At 48.7% G+C, this 21,861-nt stretch carries 15 protein-coding genes; all 15 read right to left on the bottom strand.

Annotation, left to right across the window (positions count from 1 at the left end):
- Positions 1–84: 84 nt before the first annotated feature.
- Positions 85–882: a Cof-type HAD-IIB family hydrolase gene (locus MCG46_RS05540; protein WP_240278374.1), complete on the bottom strand. Its 798-nt coding sequence runs from the start codon at positions 880–882 to the stop codon at positions 85–87.
- A gap of 113 nt (positions 883–995) precedes the next feature.
- Positions 996–3,917 carry an EAL domain-containing protein gene (locus tag MCG46_RS05535; RefSeq protein WP_240278372.1) on the bottom strand — a complete coding sequence of 974 codons (2,922 nt, stop codon included), beginning with the start codon at positions 3,915–3,917 and terminating at the stop codon, positions 996–998.
- Positions 3,918–4,205: 288 nt separating this feature from the next.
- Positions 4,206–5,741 (bottom strand): FAD-dependent oxidoreductase, encoded by a 1,536-nt coding sequence (locus tag MCG46_RS05530; RefSeq protein WP_240278370.1) that lies wholly within the window; start codon positions 5,739–5,741, stop codon positions 4,206–4,208.
- Between the two features lie 101 nt (positions 5,742–5,842).
- Positions 5,843–6,403: a TetR/AcrR family transcriptional regulator gene (locus tag MCG46_RS05525; protein WP_240278368.1), complete on the bottom strand. Its 561-nt coding sequence runs from the start codon at positions 6,401–6,403 to the stop codon at positions 5,843–5,845.
- 147 nt (positions 6,404–6,550) lie between these two features.
- Entirely contained in the window at positions 6,551–7,072 is a 522-nt protein-coding gene (locus tag MCG46_RS05520) for a nitroreductase family protein (RefSeq protein ID WP_240278367.1), read from the bottom strand.
- Between the two features lie 39 nt (positions 7,073–7,111).
- Positions 7,112–9,049 (bottom strand): putative bifunctional diguanylate cyclase/phosphodiesterase, encoded by a 1,938-nt coding sequence (locus MCG46_RS05515; RefSeq protein WP_240278366.1) that lies wholly within the window; start codon positions 9,047–9,049, stop codon positions 7,112–7,114.
- Positions 9,050–9,206: 157 nt separating this feature from the next.
- On the bottom strand, positions 9,207–9,788 hold the full coding sequence (locus MCG46_RS05510) for a hypothetical protein (RefSeq protein WP_240278364.1): 582 nt from the start codon (positions 9,786–9,788) through the stop codon (positions 9,207–9,209).
- Between the two features lie 172 nt (positions 9,789–9,960).
- On the bottom strand, positions 9,961–11,802 hold the full coding sequence (gene typA / locus MCG46_RS05505; RefSeq protein ID WP_154237609.1) for a translational GTPase TypA: 1,842 nt from the start codon (positions 11,800–11,802) through the stop codon (positions 9,961–9,963).
- Between the two features lie 225 nt (positions 11,803–12,027).
- Complete coding sequence (locus MCG46_RS05500) at positions 12,028–13,581, bottom strand: flotillin family protein (RefSeq protein ID WP_430622658.1); 1,554 nt, start codon at positions 13,579–13,581, stop codon at positions 12,028–12,030.
- A 236-nt stretch (positions 13,582–13,817) separates the two neighbouring features.
- On the bottom strand, positions 13,818–15,197 hold the full coding sequence (locus tag MCG46_RS05495) for a D-alanyl-D-alanine carboxypeptidase family protein (RefSeq protein WP_240278362.1): 1,380 nt from the start codon (positions 15,195–15,197) through the stop codon (positions 13,818–13,820).
- 198 nt (positions 15,198–15,395) lie between these two features.
- Positions 15,396–17,414, bottom strand: coding sequence for an ABC transporter permease (locus MCG46_RS05490; protein ID WP_240278360.1), 2,019 nt, complete (start codon positions 17,412–17,414; stop codon positions 15,396–15,398).
- Positions 17,404–18,171, bottom strand: coding sequence for an ABC transporter ATP-binding protein (locus tag MCG46_RS05485; RefSeq protein WP_240278359.1), 768 nt, complete (start codon positions 18,169–18,171; stop codon positions 17,404–17,406). Before MCG46_RS05485 ends, MCG46_RS05490 begins: the two co-directional genes overlap by 11 nt.
- A 337-nt stretch (positions 18,172–18,508) precedes the next feature.
- Entirely contained in the window at positions 18,509–19,801 is a 1,293-nt protein-coding gene (locus MCG46_RS05480; protein ID WP_240278358.1) for a sensor histidine kinase, read from the bottom strand.
- A complete protein-coding gene (locus tag MCG46_RS05475; protein ID WP_240278357.1) occupies positions 19,785–21,101 on the bottom strand; it encodes a GHKL domain-containing protein in 1,317 nt (438 codons plus the stop codon). Before MCG46_RS05475 ends, MCG46_RS05480 begins: the two co-directional genes overlap by 17 nt.
- Positions 21,098–21,841 (bottom strand): LytR/AlgR family response regulator transcription factor, encoded by a 744-nt coding sequence (locus MCG46_RS05470; RefSeq protein ID WP_240278356.1) that lies wholly within the window; start codon positions 21,839–21,841, stop codon positions 21,098–21,100. The genes MCG46_RS05475 and MCG46_RS05470 overlap by 4 nt, the downstream gene beginning before the upstream one ends.
- Positions 21,842–21,861: the final 20 nt, after the last annotated feature.

The raw sequence follows: 21,861 nt of genomic DNA, 5'->3' as shown, positions 1-21,861 counted from the left end.
TGTTTTCATGTGTGTTTAAACATACCGATGCTCCGCCTCACCGTCCGTCTGCACCTTCTCAAGCTTTGCAAAGAAAGATTGAATTCAGGCCTTCACACAACCCAGATGGATCAAAGCCCGAGCAATTCCATCCTGATCCGTAGAGGAAGTAACATAGTCAGCCAGCTGTTTCACTTCATCCACAGCGTTGCCCATGGCCACTGCCGTTCCGGCCAGCTTCAGCATCTCGATATCATTATAATTATCCCCAAAAGCCGCGACTTCGTTGCAAGTGAAGCCTAGCTGATCCAGCAGCTCCTGTAAGCCCACGGCTTTGTTCATCCCCCGCTGAACAACATCATAGCCATCCTCGCTGTAGCGCAGAAAAGCCAATTCGGGATCTTTGTTAAAGACCGCTTCCACCGCTTTAGGATCAGCATGCACACTTGCGCTTTGCGGTAGATCGAGCTGATGCCGATCCTGGGCCGGACAGTCAACAAAAGGTTCAGAACCAATGTCAGATTCCTTTTGGGGCTGCAGCCAGTCGATTTTTTCCGGATATTGATAAATATAGCAATGATCCAGAAACTTCCACGCCAGTCCGGCCTGCGTTTGATGACAGAAATCATTGATCCGTTCGACTTGCGTTGACGTTAGGTCATGATGAGCCAAAACTCGTCCCTGGCCATCGGCGACCACAGCGCCGTTCACCGCCAAAATGTAATCCGGATTCAAGGCGTTCAGCGCCGCGCCCAAGCCATAATGCGTCCGCCCGGTCGCAATCACGAAAATCAATCCGTTCTGCTTGGCCTGGGCGATCGCTTTTTGGCATGAAGAAGGAATTTCATGGTTTTTTAGATCATATAACGTACCATCCACATCAAAGACCAGTAGTTTTAACATATTCACTCACTCCCAAGTTTTATTGTACCAGAAATTCAAAACAAGAAAGATGCAAATCATGGATTAAAAAATATTCTTGGGCCCCGACACTGCGGTCTAAGTCAAGAATATTTTTATTCTGAGACTTTTTTCTGCGGCAGAGCCGCTGTTTGACACAAAGCCGCATAGTCCTCCTCCGGGACCGGACGGGAGAAATAATAGCCTTGAATATAACGGGTATTGATCGATTTAAGAAAATCCACCTGCGCTTGAGTTTCAACCCCTTCGACGATGACCGGAACATTTAACGAATGCGACAGTTTTACGATCGCCTCAATAATCGCGAAGCTGCGCTGGGCATTGATTTCATCTGAGCTGATAAAGCCCATATCCAGCTTGATGATATCGACCGGTGCATCTTTGAACATATTCAGCGAGGAATAGCCTGCCCCGAAATCATCCATCAGCACTGTGAAACCGGCCTTCTGCAGCTGCCTGACAGCGGCATAGATCTGTTCGGTATCCTCCGCACAGGCGGTTTCTGTGATTTCCAGCTGCAGATCCTTCGTTTCCAGCTGATACTTTGCGATCAGATCCGTAAATAAGTTGACTAGGTTCTGACGGTAGAAGTTATATTTGGAAACATTGACGGAAACGGGCAGAACCTGCCCGTACTGTTCACGCTGCCGATGCAGAAACTGACAGGTCTTTTCCCAAACATACAAATCCAGGTGCATGATCAGACCTTTTTCTTCAAGAATGCCGACAAATTGACCGGGCCCCAGCAAGCCCCGCACCGGATGCTGCCACCGGACCAGGGCTTCACCGCCGATGACCTGACGCGCTTCGATGTCGTATTTTGCCTGAATATAAATGATGATTTCCCCACGGGTCATCGCACCTTCAATTTCATCGAGCACCTGTTGTTCGCGAATGAAGCGCTGGCGCTGCTCATCCGTATAGAAGCCGACCTGAGAAAACAGCGGATCGGTTCGATTCTTTGCTGCCAAAGCTGCCCGATCCTGCATGAGCTTCATTGGCAGGGTCCGCTCCGTAATCGGATATACTCCAAATTCCAAGGATAGATTCAGTTCGGTATGATAATCTTTCAGAATATCCACAGGACCGTTGTTCTGATAAGCCGCCTGCGGAGTCAAAAGCATAAAATGATCGGCGGTAATCCGACAGGCTAAAGAGCTAGGATAGCGTTGGCAATAGGCTTTCAGCTGGGTGCCGATATGAGCCAACAGCTGGTCGGCCATTTCCACGCCCATTAATTCATTGACGATTTTAAAGCGCTGAATGTTCATATAAACCAGATAATAAGGCTGCGGATTCTGAAGCAGAAAGGTTCTTGCTCTTTCGGTAAATGCCTCCTCATTATACAAACCGCTGATGCGGTCCACTTCGGCCTTATGCTGGAACATTTCTGTTCTGCGCTTCTGAATTTGTTCCTCCGTTTGCTTGCGGCGGCGGTAGATGAGCAGCGTAACCCCCAAGATCAGAGCCAGAGCCAAAGAGGCAGCTAAATCCGCATTGGCTTTCAGCCAGTCCGTCCAGGATTGTTTATAATGCAGGCCCACCGTGGCTTCGTAGATGACCTGATTGATTTCCTTTTGGGACAAACTGGCAATCGTTTTATTCAGAACCGACATCAGCATCGGATCCAGCTTGGAGCTGGCCGCAAAACAGGGCTGCAGGGACGGAAATTCCAGCGGATAATCATCCCGCAAATCTGAAATTCCCGGTTTCCAATTATAATAATTGAGTGTATACGAATCGCAGACCGTGGCCGCTGCCTGATGATCCGCCACCGCCTGCAGACATTGTTCCAGCGTATCCGCATACAAAAGGATTCCATCTGGGATTTGATTTAGAAACTCGCTGCCCAGAGCCGTGTTTTCGGTGACGATCAAGCTGAATTGTTCCCCTGCTGACCAAGATTCATCCGGGCTGACCACTGCCATCAAGTCCAGATCCAGCAGCGGATCGCTGAGCTGAAATGATTCATTTTCCCGCAGCCGCAAGTTCTGCCGGGTTATCCCAACGTATAAGCCCTGCTGCGGATTCTGGTTTAAAAACACTGTGTAATCTGGCTGACTGAACTGCGGCTGCAATGAAAACCGCAGACCTGATTTCTTCTCAATCAATGCAAGCAGCTGCGGCCAGATCCCTTTCAGTGTTCCCGATTCGACGTAAGCAAAGGGAATCTGCCCGCCATCCAGGCCGACAGGAATTTCACCGCTGTTTTGGATATAGGCCGCTTCTTCTCGGGTAAACAGCGGCTGAATTGAATACTGACTATCGCCGTAATAGGTATCATATAAATGGGCTTCAAAATACGGATCGGCTAACAAGATTTCCTCCAACGCCTCGTCGACCTGTTCCATCAGTTGGGTATTCGTTTTACTGGTGATGATGTAAAAAGGCGAGGGCTTTAGCTTAAGTACAACCTTAGCTTCCTTATGCAAAGCCAGTGCACCGCTGACAATCAGATCCACCTTTTCACTCAGCAAGGCCTCCATCATTTGACTTTCAGTTTTGAATTCCTCCAAAGGACATTCCAGATGATGTTTCTCAGCGTATTCCTGCCAACAGCGGTTCTGGTAACTGCCCTCAAGCAGTCCCACGCGCAGCCCGTCCATCGCCTCCGGGTCATCATAATAAATCGGCATTTCCTCCCGGGTATAAACGACCGTCAATTCATTGCCAATCGGCTGTTTGGAAAACAAAAACTGGGCTTCCCGCTCCGGAGTCCATTGCGCACAGAGTGTCAAATCCAGCTGACCCTCGCGAACTTGCTCAAGGATCTGCTGCCAGTCGCCATAGACATATTCAAACTGCCAGCCTGTAATCGCAGCGATCCGCTCCAACAGCTCCACACCGTAGCCGGTATATTCGTCTTCTTCGCCCGGTTCAATAAACCCGGCATAATCAATATAGCCTACCCGAATCACCGGTGACTGCGCACGAACCGAGGCAGGCTGAAAGAAAGGACTGATAAGACTCCATCCCAGGCAGAGGATAAGCATAAAAATAAAACTGCGTTTTTTCATTCAGCTTTCTCAATCTTTCCTTTCCGATGAACGATCAGATTCAGGCCGCTGCCGATTTTCAGGCAGTCATCCATAAGTGACTTTCCAATTAGTTCCATATGTTAATTATAACATTGATCCATCCAAAAGGTGAATGATTCTTGCGCCAAACCGTTTGCTCCGAAATTGCTTCTTTTACTTCCCAGACGCCATGGAAATCGCTGCTTTAATTCAGTATACCTTTTCCCTCACTAAAGCTTAAGAAAAAAGGATAACGGTCAATGAGAACCGTTACCCGATAAACTTCTGTTATGCTGAACGTTTAGCGGCAGCCGCTCCGGCTTTGCGGCCAAAGTGGCATGTACCGATGACCGCTGTACCGCTGCCTGGATAATAGGGACCGACCCAGCCGCCGGCATTTAAGCCTGCGGCATATAAGCCTTCAATGACCTTGCCGTTGACATCGACCACTTCGCAGTCTGTCGTGATCTTCAATCCGCCTAAGGCGCCCAGATTATAGGAAGTGTTCTTATAGGCATAGAATGGCCCGCTGAGTGGTTCCAGACCGTCTTTGCGTCCGAAAGGATCCGTTCCTGCCGCGACGTCTTCGTTCCAGTCCCGCATCGTTCTGACCAAACCGGCCGCGTCAATGCCCAGCTTTCCTGCCAGATCCTCCAAAGTTTCTGCCATGACCAGCACGCCATCCTCGACATCTTTAGCCGCGGTTTCCGCCGTCCATGGCGAAGTTGGCGCATTCAGACTGCTGGTGCCGAAAATCATATAAGTCGGGCCCTGCAGCTGCATTTCCTGCTGATAGATCGCACGATAATGATAAGCATAGGTCGCATCTTCGCAGACAAACCGCCGTCCAGCCTGGTTGACGATGAACGATGGGAACAACGGATTGCGGTTGTCCGTCGCCGCTCCGGTCTTGCCGCAGAAGTCAATCGTTCCGCCGCTCACATAGGCTGCGCCCAATTCCATGCCCATGCGGATGCCATCGCCGGTATCGGTAGCCACGCACAGACAGATCTGTGTCGTATCATCCCAATATTGCTGCGGATTCAGTTCCTTCGCCATATCAGCATTCTGATCGACACTTGCGGCAGCCAGAATAACACCGCGATTGGCCTTGATCGTGATTGTCTGTCCGTTCTGTGTCGCTTCCGCACCGATGACTTTGCCGTTTTCTGTGATCAGCCGTGTCACTTCCGTTTCATATTCAACCACGGCGCCTAAGCCTTCGGCAACTTTTAAAACGGCCTGAACATAAATTCCGCCGCTGCCGGAAGCACCGCCGCCCTCATAAACATGAATTCGATCAGCTAACACTTCATCCTTTAAATACGGCACATGACAATGACCGTAGACACTCGTCCACTTCAAGCCGCAGGTGCTGGCCAGCCATTCAATGTCTTCCGGAGCACCCAAGGCCAGATCTTTGACCAGCGCTTCATCTAGCTGGCCTTCGCCTTCTGCCATCCAGCATTCAAAATGCTTTTCCGGTGTGTCATCTTGATATTGCGTAAATTGTTTCTGGTAGGTAGTTCCAGCAGCCTGCATGACGCCGCCGGACAGATTAGTGGTTCCTCCGGCAATCCCGGCCTTTTCCAAAACCAGAACCTTCGCCCCCGCTTCAGCAGCGGCCGCCGCCGCACAGACCCCCGTTCCGCCAGCGCCGACGATCAGAACATCGGTTTCCTTTGTCCAGTTGATTGAAGATGCCGAAGACTTCGGTGTTTCTTCACTGCTGCATCCGCCTAACATCCCGACAGCCGCTAAACCTAAGGTGGATGCGGCCGCTCCCTTCAGGAAATCCCGGCGGCTGATTGATTTTTTTGCCATATTTCTTTCCTCCTGTTTTGTGATTTTATTATCCAATCCTCTTGGACAGGAATCAAGAAACAGGTCGCACATTTTGTTTCTCTTTGTCCGTGATTTCACGTTTAGTCGTTGAAATAAGCCTTGAACCGCTGCGGCAGGGTGTCGCAGGACAGTTGGATCATTTCGTCAATCGACCGATCCATTCCGTTTTCCACCCATTCGCACATCAATTCCAGATTTCCGTAAATATGCACCCGCAGCATCGCCATCGTATGCCAGTCCGCAACGTCTTCTCCATTCCGCTTCAGCGTTTCGGTATACAAATTCAGACTGATCTCAAAGATGTAATGACGCAGGGAATTGGGATCATGGGAACGCAGGGCGTTCTGAAAGAAAAACAAGTTTTCTTCAAAAATCTGATATAAAGCCTTCACCGAATCATACCAGCCGCATCCGTCTAAAAAAGTAAACAGCGTCTTATCGAGGATCTTCTGATAACTCTTGTTGACCAGATCATATTTGTCCTGATAGCGCCGGTAAAAGCTTGAACGGCTGACATGGGCCTGCTTTAAAATATCATTGACCGTCAGCTTATCCAGCGGCATCGTCCGCATCAGCTCCATTAAAGCATCAAACAAACATTGCTCAAGTTCCTCTTCGTTTTGATTGATCGCAATCGTCATCCTGACCCTCTCCTTCATCCCTTATTTATGTCCCTCTTTCTTTTTATGATAACCAAGGATATCGGGCTTGACAATCCCTTTCCTGATTTCATCAGCGGATTTACCCAAAAAGAAAACACCAGCCTGCTTCACCGGTGTTTCTTACGATTACAGCTTCAGGATATAATCTGCTTTGCGCGGCTTCGGCTGCGGAGCTTCGCCTTCCGGAATGCCTAAGGCCAGCGCGCCGACGCCGCGCAGATTCTCGCTTAAGCCCCAGGTCTTTAACAACGCCTTGCCTTCTTCGCTGTCAAACATCTGCCGTTCCCGATGAATCCAGACGCTGCCTAAGCCAACGGCGTGAGCGGCCTGCATCATCGTACATAAGACGCAGCTGCCGTCTTCCACCCAGGTACTGACTGTACTGTCGGCTAAGACCAGCACAATGACCGGTGCGCCGTAATAAGGATCGGTACCCGGTGTTGCATATTCTGCATTCATCCGCGTCAGCTGAGCACGCAGCTGCGGATCCTGCACCGCAATGATGACCGGCGCCTGCTTGCCTTGGCCAGTTGGCGCATAAGTCCCGGTTTCCAGCACGGTATCCAGCAGCGCAGCGGCTGGGGCTTCGGCTTGGAAACGGCGGATTGCCCGGCGTGTTTGAAGATCTTTGATCGTTGATTCTGACATTTCAATGACCCTCCTTTTTCTATTATTATACCGCATCCGTCAAGCTTTTGCCTGAGGCCAAGCATGAAAATCTGCTAGAAATTCGATCAGTTCCGGTTCTGGAAGCGGTCTGGAGTAATAGAAACCTTGAATCAAATCAACGCCCTCTGCCCGGACAAACTGATCCTGTTTTTCCGTTTCCACCCCTTCTGCCAGCACTTCACAGCCCAGCTCATGAAAGACACGGATCAAATAGCGGATCATGGTTGCGCTGCGTGGATTTTCCACCGCTGAAACAACGAGGCTGCGGTCCAGCTTAACGGTACTGAGTGGCATATACATTACCGAATCAATGTTCGAATAACCCGTACCGAAATCATCCATTTCGATGCGTACGCCCTGTTCCATCATCGTCCTGGCAAAACGAGTTGTTTCCTCTGGATTTTCTGCCAGCGCTGTTTCGGTAATTTCAATGATGATCTGTTCGGGGGCAACCTGACATTCCCGCAGCGTTTGCAGGACCTTTTCCGCCAGCTGGGGCTGAACCAGCTGAACTGCCGAAAAATTGATATGAACCGCCGGCAGCGTCACGCCGTTTTCCTGCAAGCGGACGAAAACAGCGCAGATCTGCCGCAGAATCTGCCAGGTCATCGCCACAATCAAGCCGGTTTCCTCGGCAATCGGTATAAATTCTGCCGGAGACAGGGGACCCAAAGGACTTTCCGGAATCCGCATCAGGGACTCCACAGCACTGATCCTTGCCGTTTTCACTTCGTAGATCGGCTGATACACCATGACAAATTCCTGATCCTGCAGCTTTTGTTTCAGAATTTCGATAATTTCGTTGCGCCGACGCATGCCTTCCAGCATTTTCTGATCACAATAGCATTGTTTCCAATGATGCAGCTTCGCCTGATTTACCGCATATTCCAAACCGTTGATCAAGCCTTCCAAACTTTCCGCGCTGTGAGGATAGGCCGCAATCCCAATCACCGCATGCAGCCGGCAGCTGTAGCTGTCAATTTCAAAAGGCTCATTAAACCGTCTCAGGATATTTTTTTGCAGCTCTTCCATCTGCTCTGGGCTGCGGCCGCGGATTAACAATGCAAATTCATCCCCGGAAAAACGGTATACCGGATAAGGAGCTGTCAAGGTCTTTAAGGTGGAAGCAATAAGCTTCAAAAAATGATCGCCGGTCCGTTGGCCAAAGTGATCGTTAATCTGTTTGAAATCCCGCAGCGAGATCACCATCACTAAAAACGGCGGCTGACCGCGCTGGATCGACAAGCTGATCATTTTCTGAAATTCAACACGATTGCCTAGACCGGTCAGCGGATCCAGCGAACTCTGCTTATTCTGCAAGTACAGATAGATCAACAAAATTGCCGTCGTTGCCGCGGAACCGCTTAAAATAACTGCAGGAAACAGCTGCTGGACAACGATAACGCTGGCTGCAATTAAAGGAAAAACAAACAGAATTTTATAGATCTGCGGTTCCAGCCATCTGCGGTACACCCGCACCAGCACCACCGAGATCAGACAGTAAAAATAAAAAATCAGATACGTTGTGATGATCAGCGGACCGCGCAGATACACACCGGCCTGAATTGAAAATAACACACCGGTGAGCGGATTGATCAGCACCAAAACGGCATAGAGTATCCCCGGCAGAATGCCCAGGATGCAGGCCAGCCTGCCGCCGGCATGTTCCTCAAAAACCGTCGCTGCCGTATAACAATAATAAGCCAGACCCATTAACGGCGTCGCCAGAAAGTAGATTTCCGTCACGCCCCAGCACAGCCAAGAACCTGCCCAATCGGGATTGGCTAAAAGCAGTGTTGAAAGGACATTGGATACCATCGCCGCAAAGGTTGCCCCCAAACAGCACTGAAACATCCGGTTCTTCCAGGACGGCAGCAGCGCACCCTTATGCGAGTACACCAGAATGATCGATAAAAAAACAATCGAGATGCACTCAGCAGCGATATTCCAGGCCATACATTCCCTCTTTCCCCTGATTTTGTTCGTTAGTAAACCGCTTTCATTATAACCATTTTTAAAACCAATTACAATTCAAGAAAACACCTGAATCACAAAGTTTCCGGGAAATTCTCCAACCGTTCAATGCTCAAAATACCCTTACTAAAATGAAGTCCTAGTTTTGCGGCTTCTTCAACCAGCTTGATTTCGTTTTTTTCTTTGTCGGCACAGGTTTTAATTTGTTTTTCAGAAAAGCCAGCGTTTCCTCATCGCAGTTCTTTTTTTCTAAAGCATACCCCATATATCTATTCGGCAAGATAAACAGATACTCCTCATTTTCAAGATAGCCATAACAATCCTCATAATTTATGCTTTCCCACCCCTGTTCTGAGCGAACCTCAAAATCCTCATCATGAAAGGTATACGATAACGTATATCCGGCTTTTAACCGCCGATTGCTTTCGATGTCAGCATTCAGCTGCAGACCTCTGCCCTTTTTAAATATTCTTGGAATGGATAAAGCCCGCAGAATATAAAACAGACCCACAATCCCATATAAACAGCTCAAAAGAACTTTTTCATTCCCATTCCAATCAAACAAAAATAAACAACCCCCAGCAATCAGAGAAATGCCCGTCGTTGTAAAAAGCTCTATGTAATTACGTTTCATTTGAGCAAGCATCTCGGCGTTTCCCAAGTCGTAAAAGACCGTGTAAGCATATGGTCCGACATGTGTCTGAACTTCTGTTGATCTCATTCTCATTTTCCCCCATTCATCCGGATCGCCTTCCGCTCATGCGCGTCCTGCGATCCCTCATCAAAGTAATTCCATTATACCGAGCTTGACGCTGGAAAGCAATCTGCCCTAAAACGGAACTTGGATGTCTGAAATAAGAAAAACATCCGCGGTTTCACGGATGTTTAAGGTTTTATTCTTCTTCCAGCTCAGCGGCAGCTTTGTTCAGCTCACGCATATGCTGACGACGTTCCAATGCCGTAAGATATTTTTTACGGATTCGAATATCCGTCGGCGTCAATTCGACCAGTTCATCATCATTGATGAATTCCAACGCTTCTTCCAGTGACATGATCTTCGGCGGAACCAGCTTCATCGCTTCATCGTTGCCGGTGGAACGCACGGCCGTCATCTTCTTGTTTTTTAACGGATTGACGTCCATATCCATGTTCCGTGCCGACATGCCGATAATCATCCCTTCGTAGACCTCCGTCTGCGGAGAAACAAACAGCTGGCCGCGTTCCTGGATATTCCATAAGGCATACGTCATCGCCTTGCCTGTTTCCGTAGAGATCAGCGCGCCGTTTGCCCGCTGCGGGATATCGCCTTTGTAAGCTTCATAGCCAGCCAGACGGCGAACCATCGTGCCTTCACCGCGCGTATCGTTGATGAACTCAGAACGATAGCCTAACAAGCCCCGCGTTGGAACAGTATACAGAATCCGGGTGTAGCTGCCCTCATCCTGAATATCGACCATGATGCCTTTGCGCAGATTCAGCTTGGAAATGACTGTTCCCGAATATTCATTCGGAACACTGCAGACCACTTCTTCAACCGGCTCATACAGAGCACCGTCCACTTTGTGCATGATGACTTCCGGCTTGGAGACCGCAACCTCATACCCTTCCCGACGCATATTTTCTAACAGAACTGACAGATGCAGCTCACCACGTCCGGAAACTTTGAAGCAGTCAGTCGTATCCGTTTCTTCCACCTTCAGCCCAACATTGACTTCCAGTTCTTTTTCCAGCCGCTCACGGATGTTGCGGGAAGTGACATATTTGCCGGACTGCCCTGCAAAAGGTGAAGTGTTGACCATGAAGTTCATCGACAATGTCGGCTCTTCAATCCGGATCATCGGCAGCGGACGAATATTTTCGGGATCACACAGCGTATCCCCGATGGAAATATCCGCTACACCGGAAATCATGACGATTTCTCCGCACTGGGCTTCCGGGACCGCGATCCGGCTCAGGCCCTTATAGACGAATACCTGATTGATTTTACGGCGTTCCTGCCGGCCTTCATCGTTGCACAGAATAACCGTGCTGCCTTCTTTTAAAGTGCCTTCGTAAACCCGGCCTATGCCCAAACGGCCGATGTAGTCGTCATAGGCCAGCGCGGAAACCTGCATCTGCACCGGCTCCTCGGTTAAATCCGGATAAGCTTCGCAATGCTTCAAAATAGTTTCAAACAGCGGCGTAATATCTTCATTTTCATCCGCCGGCTGATAGCGGACAATCCCCTGCCGGGCAATCCCGTAAAGAATCGGGAAATCCAGCTGTTCATCCGTCGCATTCAAATCGAGGAATAAATCGTAAACCTCATCGATGACCTGATCGGCACGTTCATCCTTCTTGTCAATCTTGTTGATCAAAAGAATCGGACGCAGGCCGCATTCCAGACTTTTCTGCAGCACAAAGCGCGTCTGCGGCATCGGTCCTTCGCTGGAGTCTACCAACAGAATAACGGTATCCACCGTTTTGATAATCCGCTCAACCTCGGAAGAGAAATCCGCATGACCCGGAGTATCGACAATATTAATCTTGTAATCCTTGTACGTCACAGAACAGTTTTTGGAATAAATCGTAATTCCTCTTTCCCGTTCCAGATCGTTGCTGTCCATAACGCAGTCAACCGTTTCCTCGTTATCCCGGAAAACGTGACTCTGATTTAAAAACGCATCCACCAACGTCGACTTACCGGCATCGACATGGGCAATGACCGCGATGTTAATAATCTTCTGATATGCCATAAAAGTACCATTCCTTTACACAGTGCTTTATTATAGACGCATTATCCTTAAATTACAACAAAAACCGCATAACAAAGCGATAAATTGAAGATTGGCAAATTTTGAAAAAGGCCGGAAAAACGAAGCTGAACGCAATCTGGATATCAATTTTTTCAATCTTCGACATTCTGACGCATAAAAACAAGCTTACTTTGAAAACAGGTTCTTTAAGCAAAGGAAAACCGGTCAGTCAGCGACCGGTTCGTCTTCCGCTTGTGATTTTTGTGCATTTGTGATTTCCTGCTCGGCTTCGGCGGCTGCCGAGGGCTGCGTCAGGGTCAGACCGGATACGTTCAGATTGCGGTTCACCTTGGCGTCATAGGAGCCTGCACGAACAATCTCTTTCAGATCAATGCCGGTGGTTTCCTTCATGGACTCAAATAATTTGGCCATGACCGCCGGTACGTTCTGCGATACGCCATCAAGTCCGCTGCCCTCGCCGCCAATAATCGTAATCTTATCGATCTGGCTTAACGGTTCGGCGATCTTGCCGGCAACCTCCGGCAGAATCTGGATCAGCATTTCTGCCATCGCAGCATTGTTGTATTTCTGATAAGCCAGCGCTTTCTTTTCCATCGCTTCAGCCTCGGCAATGCCTTTGGCCCGGGCGGCTTCCGCTTCGGCTTCACCGACCATCTGAATTCCCTGAGCCTCGCGTTCCTTCGTGTACCGTTCGGCATCCGCCTTGGCTTTCTGGGCCTCAGCTTCCTGCTGAATTTCAAATTTGCGGGCTTCCGCTTCTTTCTGCCGGGCGTACAGCTGAGCATCCGAACGCTGCTGCTGAGCATATTTTTCCGCTTCTGCCTGCTTGCGGATCTGCGCGTCCAAGGCCTTTTCTTTGACCTCGGCTTCTTTTTCTTTTAACAGGACTTCCCGTTCCTGCTTGGCAATATTCGCGTTCGCCGAAGTAATTTCAATCGTCTTCCGCTGCGTTTCCTGTTCGATCTGATAGGCCGCATCGGCTTCCGCCTGCTTAACGTCGGCGTCCTTCTTTAATTCGGCCTTCTGGATTTCCAGCTCATTGTTTTTGATCGCAATTTCCCGTTCCGCATTGATCCGCGCGTCGCTGGCCTGACGATCCGCCTCGGCTTTGGCCACGGCAATTTCCTTATCCGCTTCGGCTTTGGCAATCGCGGCTTTCTTCTTGATCTGAGAAATATTGTCGATGCCCAAATCGTCGATCACGCCGTTAGAATCCGAGAAGTTCTGGACGTTAAAGCTGATGATATCCAATCCCATTGCCGCTAAGTCCGGCATTGCGTTTTCCTTGACCAGTTCGGCAAATTTCTGACGATCACTGACCATTTCTTCCAGCTTCATCCGGCCGACGATCTCACGCATGTTGCCTTCCAGCACTTCCCGCGCGACACGGGCAATATAGTCGGTATCCTGATTCAGGAAATTCTCCGCGGCCACGGAAAGCCGCTGATTGTCGCTGCTGATCTTGATATTGACCGCAGCATCAACCTGAATGTTGATATAATCGGCGGTCGGTACGGCCGTAGACGTTTTTACGTCAATCGGAATCAGCTTCAGACTCAGCCGGTCCATCCGTTCAAAGAAAGGAATTTTAATACTGGCCTTGCCGATGATAATTTTCTTTCGCAGGCCGGAAATGATATACGCCGTATCTGGCGGCGCTTTGATGTAGCCGGTCGTCAAAATCACAATGACGAGCACAGCAATGACGAGCACGATGATCAAGCTTTGATAAGCCATTACTGCTTCCAACACAAACATCCCTCCTTCACTTGTGGTGGCGCCTTGCTTCTGTTCTGTCTGCCGATTCCTCACCTCTTTTCCAAAATTTGTCTTAACTAATTCTGTATTAGAATATTTGTCTTAACAAATTGTCAAACATAGTATAGCATGAAACAGTTGCTTTGTAAATATATTAACAAGCAAAATTAAACTGCGTTTATTTTTGACATCAAAAAACAGGAACAAGCTGATTTCCTGTTCCTGCAAAGATTCGATCAAAGGTGCGGACGGCGTCTGCGTTTTTTGCGGCCTGATTTATACCGGCGCTGCTCCCGTCGGTAATCACGAAGCAAAATCAGACACAGAATGAGTCCCAAAACGCTCAAAGCAAAGAAAATCGTATTGTTCTTTACCCATTGCTGGAACTGATAAAAGCCATAAAGCAAGGCACTGCGCTTATAGCTGCGCGGACTGACTAATTCCAGTTCTGTTAACACCGTGGGTGTTTCGGTATCCGTGCGGCTGATTTTCACCGTTCCCAAACGCTGGCCTTCTGTAATTGGAGCCTGAAGATCCTGATCCAGCTCCGTTTCAATCAGCAGCGTGGACAGATCCAGCGCCTTCGGCAGATTCAGCACGACATCAGCACCCGCCGATAACGACAGCTTGTTGTTGAACAAAACAAACGGCACCTTGGTTTCCAGCAGAATCTGATCCGCTGTCAAAACCGTTTGCCTGGCATAATACTCATAAAAATAATCATAGATATGCGCGGCATCCAGAATGTGATAAGGGGTATTGGAAACTGGCGCATGCGCGGTGATCAACAGATACCGCGTGCCGTTTTTCTCCGCGATTGATGCCAGACACAGACCCGCCGGATTGGTATAGCCGGTTTTCCCGCCGATAATAGAATCGTTGACGATCCGTGAGGAATTCGTCGTGATCGTCGCATTCGCCTCATTTTCTGGTCCAGTAGTAAGCTTCGCAAACAACGTGCTTTCCCAGACCAGACCGCCCGGATGCAGCGAGGGATTAGCAGTATAGCGCCGGGTTTGAAAAATCTCGCGGAAGGTGGGGTTTTCCAGCGCGTAGCGCATCAGCTTTTCCAGATCCCGCAGCGTGGTGTAGTGATCAGGATCATGCAGACCGGAGGTATTGACAAAATGCGTTCCGTCCATTCCCAAGGCTGCCGCTTTCTCATTCATCAGGTCAACAAACGCGGCTTCACTGCCGGCTTCTTCCAAAGCCAGAGCCTGCGCAGCGTCAGCGCCGGAAGGCAGAAACAAACCATAAAGCAAGTCTTTAACGCTGACTTCTTCCCCCGGCTTAAACCCGGCAACCGAAGCATGCGCTTCCGCCAATCCGGCAAACACCTCCGGGCCCAGCACCATCGTGCTCTCCAACGCCGGCGCATTCTCAATCGCTACCAACAGCGTCATCATCTTGGTCATGGAAGCTGGATAAATGGACTGCTCACTGCCCTCATCCAGCATGATCTGATTGTTGTCCAGATCAACCATGTAAACATAGTCGCTTTTAAGCTCCGGAAAATCCGGTTCATCTGAAATCGCAGCCTGTGCGCTTAACGGCAGCGGCGTCAATGTCAGAAGGAAAATCATCATCAGTACAATTTTTTGAATCCTGTTCTTCACTTCACAAAACTCCTCACTCATATTGTCTATTATACCAAACTGTCCCGGCTTATTCCTTGAGATTTTCTTTCATTTTCACAAAAAAACAGGAAAAACGAAGCGATCCGGCCGGCTGCCTTTTCAGCTTCGTTTTGAAAACTTCGTTGGATAAGCAATCAATTGAACAGATTGGATATCCGCTTTTTATGAAAGGATTCTTTATTCCAGCCGGCGGGACTGCACGCGGTCGCGGATCACGCTTAAGCTGCTGGTATAGGTGATCAGGAAATAACCGCCGTAGATCAGTGCCAGAAAGCCGCCGACAAACAGGACTTGGCTGCCGATATCAATTTTAACCAGCGCCACCAGTGATTGGATCACAGCGCTGACGCCGACCACGGAATGCACGATCGCCAAGGCCAGCGGGAATAAGAAATAAATCGCAATTTGAATAAACAAGGAACGGCGGATCATCTTCTCCTCCACGCCGATTTTGCGCAGTAAGGCATAGCGCTGCACGTTGTCGGCAGACTCGGACAGCTGCTGCAAAGCCAGAATCGCCGCGGAGGCAATCAGAAACACCAGCCCCAGATAGACCGCAATGTAAGACAGGATCAGTTTCATGCCGCCGGAAGCTTCAAACATTTCAGCTCGGGTTATGGCATTATACGCCAACCCGGTGGCCTGACCATACCCTGCGGCCAACTCATCCATCTTCGCATCGCCTTCTTCAACCGACACATTGTAATTCAGGTTAAGCGACTGACTGGCCGGCAGCTTGTTGACAAAATAGCTATCCGGCAGAACAATTGTCATAAAATTGCCGAAAGCGCTGAAATTCTGAAGCTGTAAAAACAAGGCCGGCTGACTGACAATCAGCTGTTTACCATCCACGGTCAACTCCCGGTGTTCCTTGACGGCCTTGAGAATATCCGATTCTGCGGCATTCATCGAATACGTGAGCAGATACTCATTTTCACCTAAGGTGACCTCGGGTCTTGACTGCATGGACAAGGCGGCGTTCAGTTGGGAAAGCGGCAGGAAATCAATCGTCATTTCCCCGACGTTTTGGGAAGTGCTGCTCTGCATCAAGGCGATGACCTCAGCACTGCAGTAATCTTTCACCTTTAAAGCCATATCATACAGATCCAGATCTGCCGCTTCCGCGGCGAATTCATCTAAATTCCAGCCTTGATCACGGATATCCTGACTCAAGCTGAATCCCAGCTGCGGCGTGTCATAAACATACAGCGTCGCATCATACGGCGAGGTTTTTTCCACATCGCCAGCCAAAACCTGATTGAATGACAGCCCTGTACACAGAGCGCCGATGGTCAGCAGCAGCATGATCGAAATCACCGTCATCGAAACAAAGGCTGAATTGATCCGGCTGTTCAGCTGCCGCATGACAAACATATTCAAATTGCGGTAATAGAAGCTCTGCCGGCTCTGCACAAACTTTAACAGAAAACCGGACAGCGAGAAGAAAAACAGAAATGTTCCAATCGAGCCGAGAATAATCGAGGCTGCAAATTCCGCATTAAACATCATGAAGCCGTTATCCAGAATCAAAGCATAGGCACAGCCGAGAATGATCAGACTGGCAATGAACAGAACTGCGGACAACCCGATCGAACGCAGCTTCAGCGCTTCATTGCGGCGATCCCCCTGCAGCAGATCAATCAGCTTGTACCGCTGAACAACCCACGTATTGAAGATTAAAACGATTAGATACATCCCGCCGAAGAAAACCGCGGATTTCAATATTGCATTGAAGGAAATGATGAACTCAAAGGCTTTCAGCTGCACCATAAACAGATTCGCGGTGACCACCGTCAATGCCTGCGATACAAGAATACCCAGACCTAAGCCCGCCGCAAACGCCAGGCTTCCGATCATCACGGTTTCGATCATCAGAATCCGGGCTACCGTACCTTTGTTCATGCCCAGAACCAGATACAGCCCCAGTTCTTTTTTGCGCCGGCGAATCAGAAAGTTGTTGGCATAGACAATAAGAAATCCCAGGACTACACAGACGAAAACCGAGAAGATGCCCATCATGTTGTTCAAGAGCACCAGCATCTTCGCCTGAGTTTCGCTCAACGCCATCATGACAGACTGAGCCTGAATGGAATTAAAAACATAGAACAGGCAGACGCCGAAGGTCAGGGTCAGAAAATAAACGCCGTAATCCCGAATACTGCGGCGGACATTGCCCAGCGCAATTTTAAAGTACATTGTTGGTGTCCCCTCCTAACAGACTGACCACTTCAATAATCCGATTGAAAAAGGTCTTGCGGTCATCCTCACCGCGGATGAGTTCATTGAAGATTCGGCCGTCCTTGATAAACAGGATGCGGTGAGCAAAGCTGGCTGTGAAAGCATCATGCGTGACCATCAAAATCGTAGCTTCCAGCGATTTGTTCAGCACTTCGAAGCTGTTCAGCAGCATTCTCGACGCCTTGGAATCCAAGGCCCCGGTCGGCTCATCCGCCAGGATCAGCGCCGGATGACAGATCATCGCCCGAGCGCAGGCCACCCGCTGCTGCTGCCCGCCGGACATCTGATACGGATATTTTTTCAGCACATCCTCAATCCCCAGCTGAGCTGTCAGTTTTTTAATCCGGCTTTCGATTTTCTTCGGACTGACGCGCTGAATCGTCAGCGGCAGCGCGATGTTTTCATAGGCCGTCAGCGTATCCAGCAGATTGAAATCCTGAAAGATAAAACCGAGCTGTTCCCGGCGGAACTTGGAAAGCTGGCCGCTTTTCATCTTGGTGATATCTTCCTTGCCGATCAGAATGTGACCGCTGGTCACATTGTCAATCGTCGAGATGCAGTTGAGCAGGGTCGTCTTACCGGAACCGGAAGGTCCCATAATGCCGACGAATTCGCCCTTTGCCACCTGAAAGCTGATATCCTCGATTGCCCGGGTAATACTTCCTTTATTTCCGTAAATCTTCTCGATCTGTTTGACTTGTAAAATGGTTTCCATTGTTTTTCCCTTCCTTATTAATGAATATTGCCGAGACCATTCTGGCCCAATACAATTACCTGAAATAAAACCTGGCATACAATCAGAATCTTATTGAATGTTTTCATACATTGATTCCTCCTAATTACGGTTTTATTATATCCTTGTCTACACTATTGTACCTTAGAAGGGTCTTACAGCTTGCTAACAGAATTGTAAGATTCGCTCGTCAGCCGCAAAAACGTTGATTTTATGAAAGCAAGCTGAATCTGATTCATTGAACCTATGGTTCTGTTTTCGTTTAAAATAAAGGCAGTGATTCACATAAAAGAAAGTGTTTAGAAGAAAAAAGAACCCGTTACTGCCCGGATTCTTTCCTTTGTTTATTCTCGTTTTCCTGAGGCGGAATGAGTAATCGCAGCCGAAACAGGCCGTCTGATGCTTCGCAATCGCAGACCGCATGATATTTCCGCAGAAAAGCTGCAATACGCTGGGTTCCAATACCGTGACCTTTCTTTGCGGTCGTCGGCAAGCCGTTTTTTCCCCAAACAATCGTTCCAGTATAAGTATTGATGATTTCCACAACCAACGAAGCTTCCGTTTCACCCTGAATCTGAATCTTTCGCGGTACATCCGCAGGCATTTTTTCACAGGCCTGAACGGCATTCTCCAGAGCATTGGCGATGACAATCGAAAGCTCAATCTCATCCACCGTCAGCATTTCAGGAAGATTCAGATGGGTTTCGACTTGGATGTGGCTGCGCTTAGCCGGCTCCAAATAGAAAGCAAAGACGGCATTCAGCATCGTATTCTCACAATAATCCGGAATTTGAGTCCGCTGAATTTCTTCTTCAAACCGACGGGTATACTGTCGGGCCTGATCTAATTTTCCAGCCTGCAGCAAGGCATCGATCTGTCCAATATAATGCCGATAGTCATGCCGCAGCATCCGCATCTGTTCAATGCTCTGCTTCTGCATCTCCAGCTGAACCATTAACATCTTCCCGTTATTTTCCTGCGTAATGCGGGCATACGTATTTTGGAAAACCTGATAGATGACAATATACACCAGACACAGTACTCCATACAGTAAAATAACGACAGGATAATTATCATGGCGAACCGTTGGATAAAGGCCCAAAAACATAACCATGCAGAAGAACAGAAAGGGAATCAGGCTGATCGACCACCAGCCCCGTTTCATGTGTTCCGCCAGAAAGTGATAAGGTGAAGAAAAATACCGCTGGAATAAATAGAGAATGATTCCATACAAAACTAGCCTCACCAGAATATCGACAATCACATGGCCTTCCGGCCCGGAAGCCGCGGATAACCCTGCAATTGAAACCAAGTATAATGCGTTCACCGCTGTAAAAAAGTTAAAGAACAGCTGTGGGAAATGATCTTTCGTCAATATCAGCAGGGCAATCAGGCAGGGAACAGCTGTGATGACCGCAAACCAACGCATCATCGCCGGTCTGCCCCACAGCCAGTAAATCAACGTATTCGCGGCAAAGGCCAGCACAGTGATTAAAAAATAGGCCCGCCAAGCTGTTTTAATGCTGCATTTAAAGTTCGACATAATAAAGATCAGGGCAACTACGCAAATCGGATTGACAGAAATCCGCAGCACATTAATCAACTCGTTCATTGTCAGCTTCCCCTACCCCTTCTAAATCCAGCAAGGCCACACGCACCCGGAACATCCCATCGCTGAGGTCATAGTCTGCCAAGGCCCGATATTTCTGCACAAAAGCATTAATGCTTCGCGTAGCAATATCCGGTCCGGTTTCCGGCGGCACCGGCACGCTGTTTTCATCCATTACAATTTCTCCGGCATAGGTATTGGCCACTTCAAAAACAAACCGCGGACTGGTGTAACATGAAATTTCTAACCGGCGCTCTGCCCTGTCTGGAATCTTAAGGCAGGCATGAATCGCATTTTCAATCGCACTGGTCAGCACCGCGGACAGTTCCAGGGCGTCAATCGGCAGGTCTTCCGGAATCCTGAGGTCCGCCTTAACCGTAATCCCTTCCGCTTTGGCTCGTTCCAAATAAAAGGAAAGGATAACGTTCAATATTGAATTCTGGCAATACTGAGCTAACGGTACATCAGATTGGGCTTGGCGCTGCTGCAGAAAGCGAAGCGCCGCTTCAGTATCCCCGCTCTCGATCATCGTTTTGACCGCGGCTAAGGAGCAGTCCGCACTGCGTTCTCGATACTCCTGTCCGTTATTGATAGCTTCCAGCTGATCACGCAAAGCCGAAACCTTGCTGCTGAGCAATTCCATGTTCTGCATTTCCTCAACATGATCCAGATAAAACTGAAAGAACTGGACCAGCATCGCATAAACGATAAACAACAATCCGATCAGACAAAGCAGAATTGCCGCATTTTCCGGACGTTCGTGCAGAATTACCGGATAAATCGAGGTGAAATAAAAGGCCGCGTAAAACAGAAGCGGAAAAGCGCAGAAGATCAGCCATCCCGATTTCATCTGGTGCAGCATCCGCATATACGGCTTGCGGAAGTAAAAGAGAATAAATAACCCGATCGGAATAAACGCCAGCATTCTGAAAAATAAATCAATTGCTACATCACTGCCAAAAAAGACTGCGGAAATACTCCCGCCGATCCCCATATCGGCCAGGCCAAAGGAATAAACCGTTACCACCGCAAAGACTAGCCGCAGATCCCGATAAGCGGAAAGAAACAAATACAGAATCAAATACGGCGCCGTAGCTGTCAGCGGCATCACTTTGGAATAGGGAACATAGCCCATCTTTTTCATAATGATCAAGTTGATCAAGGCAACCACGATGGTAAATAAGGAAACTGCCCGCGCCGTGACTTTCCGGCTGTAGCGATACTGCAGCAAAAGCAAGGTGAATACGACCAATGTTCCCATTGTCAGCGTCATCCGCAATCCCATTAATACACTCTGATTCATCTTCCCCGCCCCCTTTCTAATAAGTAGCTCATGAAACGCTTGCGCACTTCTGTGATCTCACTACGAGAAACCGGAAGACAAATTCCTTTCGGCAGCAGCAAGCTGCGTCCTTCTATCGATTGAATATAAGCCATATTCACTAAATAAGCCACCGTCGATTTCACAAACCTTCGATCTGCCAGCAAAGGCTGAATAATTTCGTCAAAGGGCTGACGCATCGTTGCACTCTCGATAATTTCACCCTCGGCAAGATGGTAATAGCACTTATGATTTTGATATTCTACATACATCAGCTGAACCGGATGAACGGGCTGAATCCCGGTTTTCGTTTTGATCGGAAATAAATCGGTTTTGTTTTCCAGAATCTGCTGACGAAGCTCATCTAAGGTATGAAACAGACTCCGCGAATCGACAGGCTTAACTAAATAATCATAAGCTCTTACCCGATAAGCTTTAACCCCAAATTCCTCTGATGAGGACAGAAAGATCAAAACCGCTTCCGCGTCTCGCTTACGAATTTCAGAAGCAAGTTCAATCCCATTTTTATCCGGCATTAAAATGTCCAATAAATAGATATCATACCGATTGCCTGCTTCTAAGCTGTCAACCAGTTCTTTTCCTGAGGCAAACAGATAAACGACAGAATCCCACTCTGGATGGCGGTTGCCATAAGCCAGTACCATAGAAGAGAGCTTTTCCCGTTCCTTGGCCTCATCGTCACAAATTGCCATCTGAATCATAAAAACACCCTTTTTTCATC

Source organism: Holdemania massiliensis, from assembly GCF_022440805.1.
In the GTDB taxonomy this organism is placed as follows: Bacteria; Bacillota_I; Bacilli_A; order Erysipelotrichales; family Erysipelotrichaceae; genus Holdemania; species Holdemania massiliensis_A.
The sequence above is the reverse complement of the archived record's forward strand: the minus strand, read 5'-3'. Positions and strand labels throughout refer to the sequence as shown.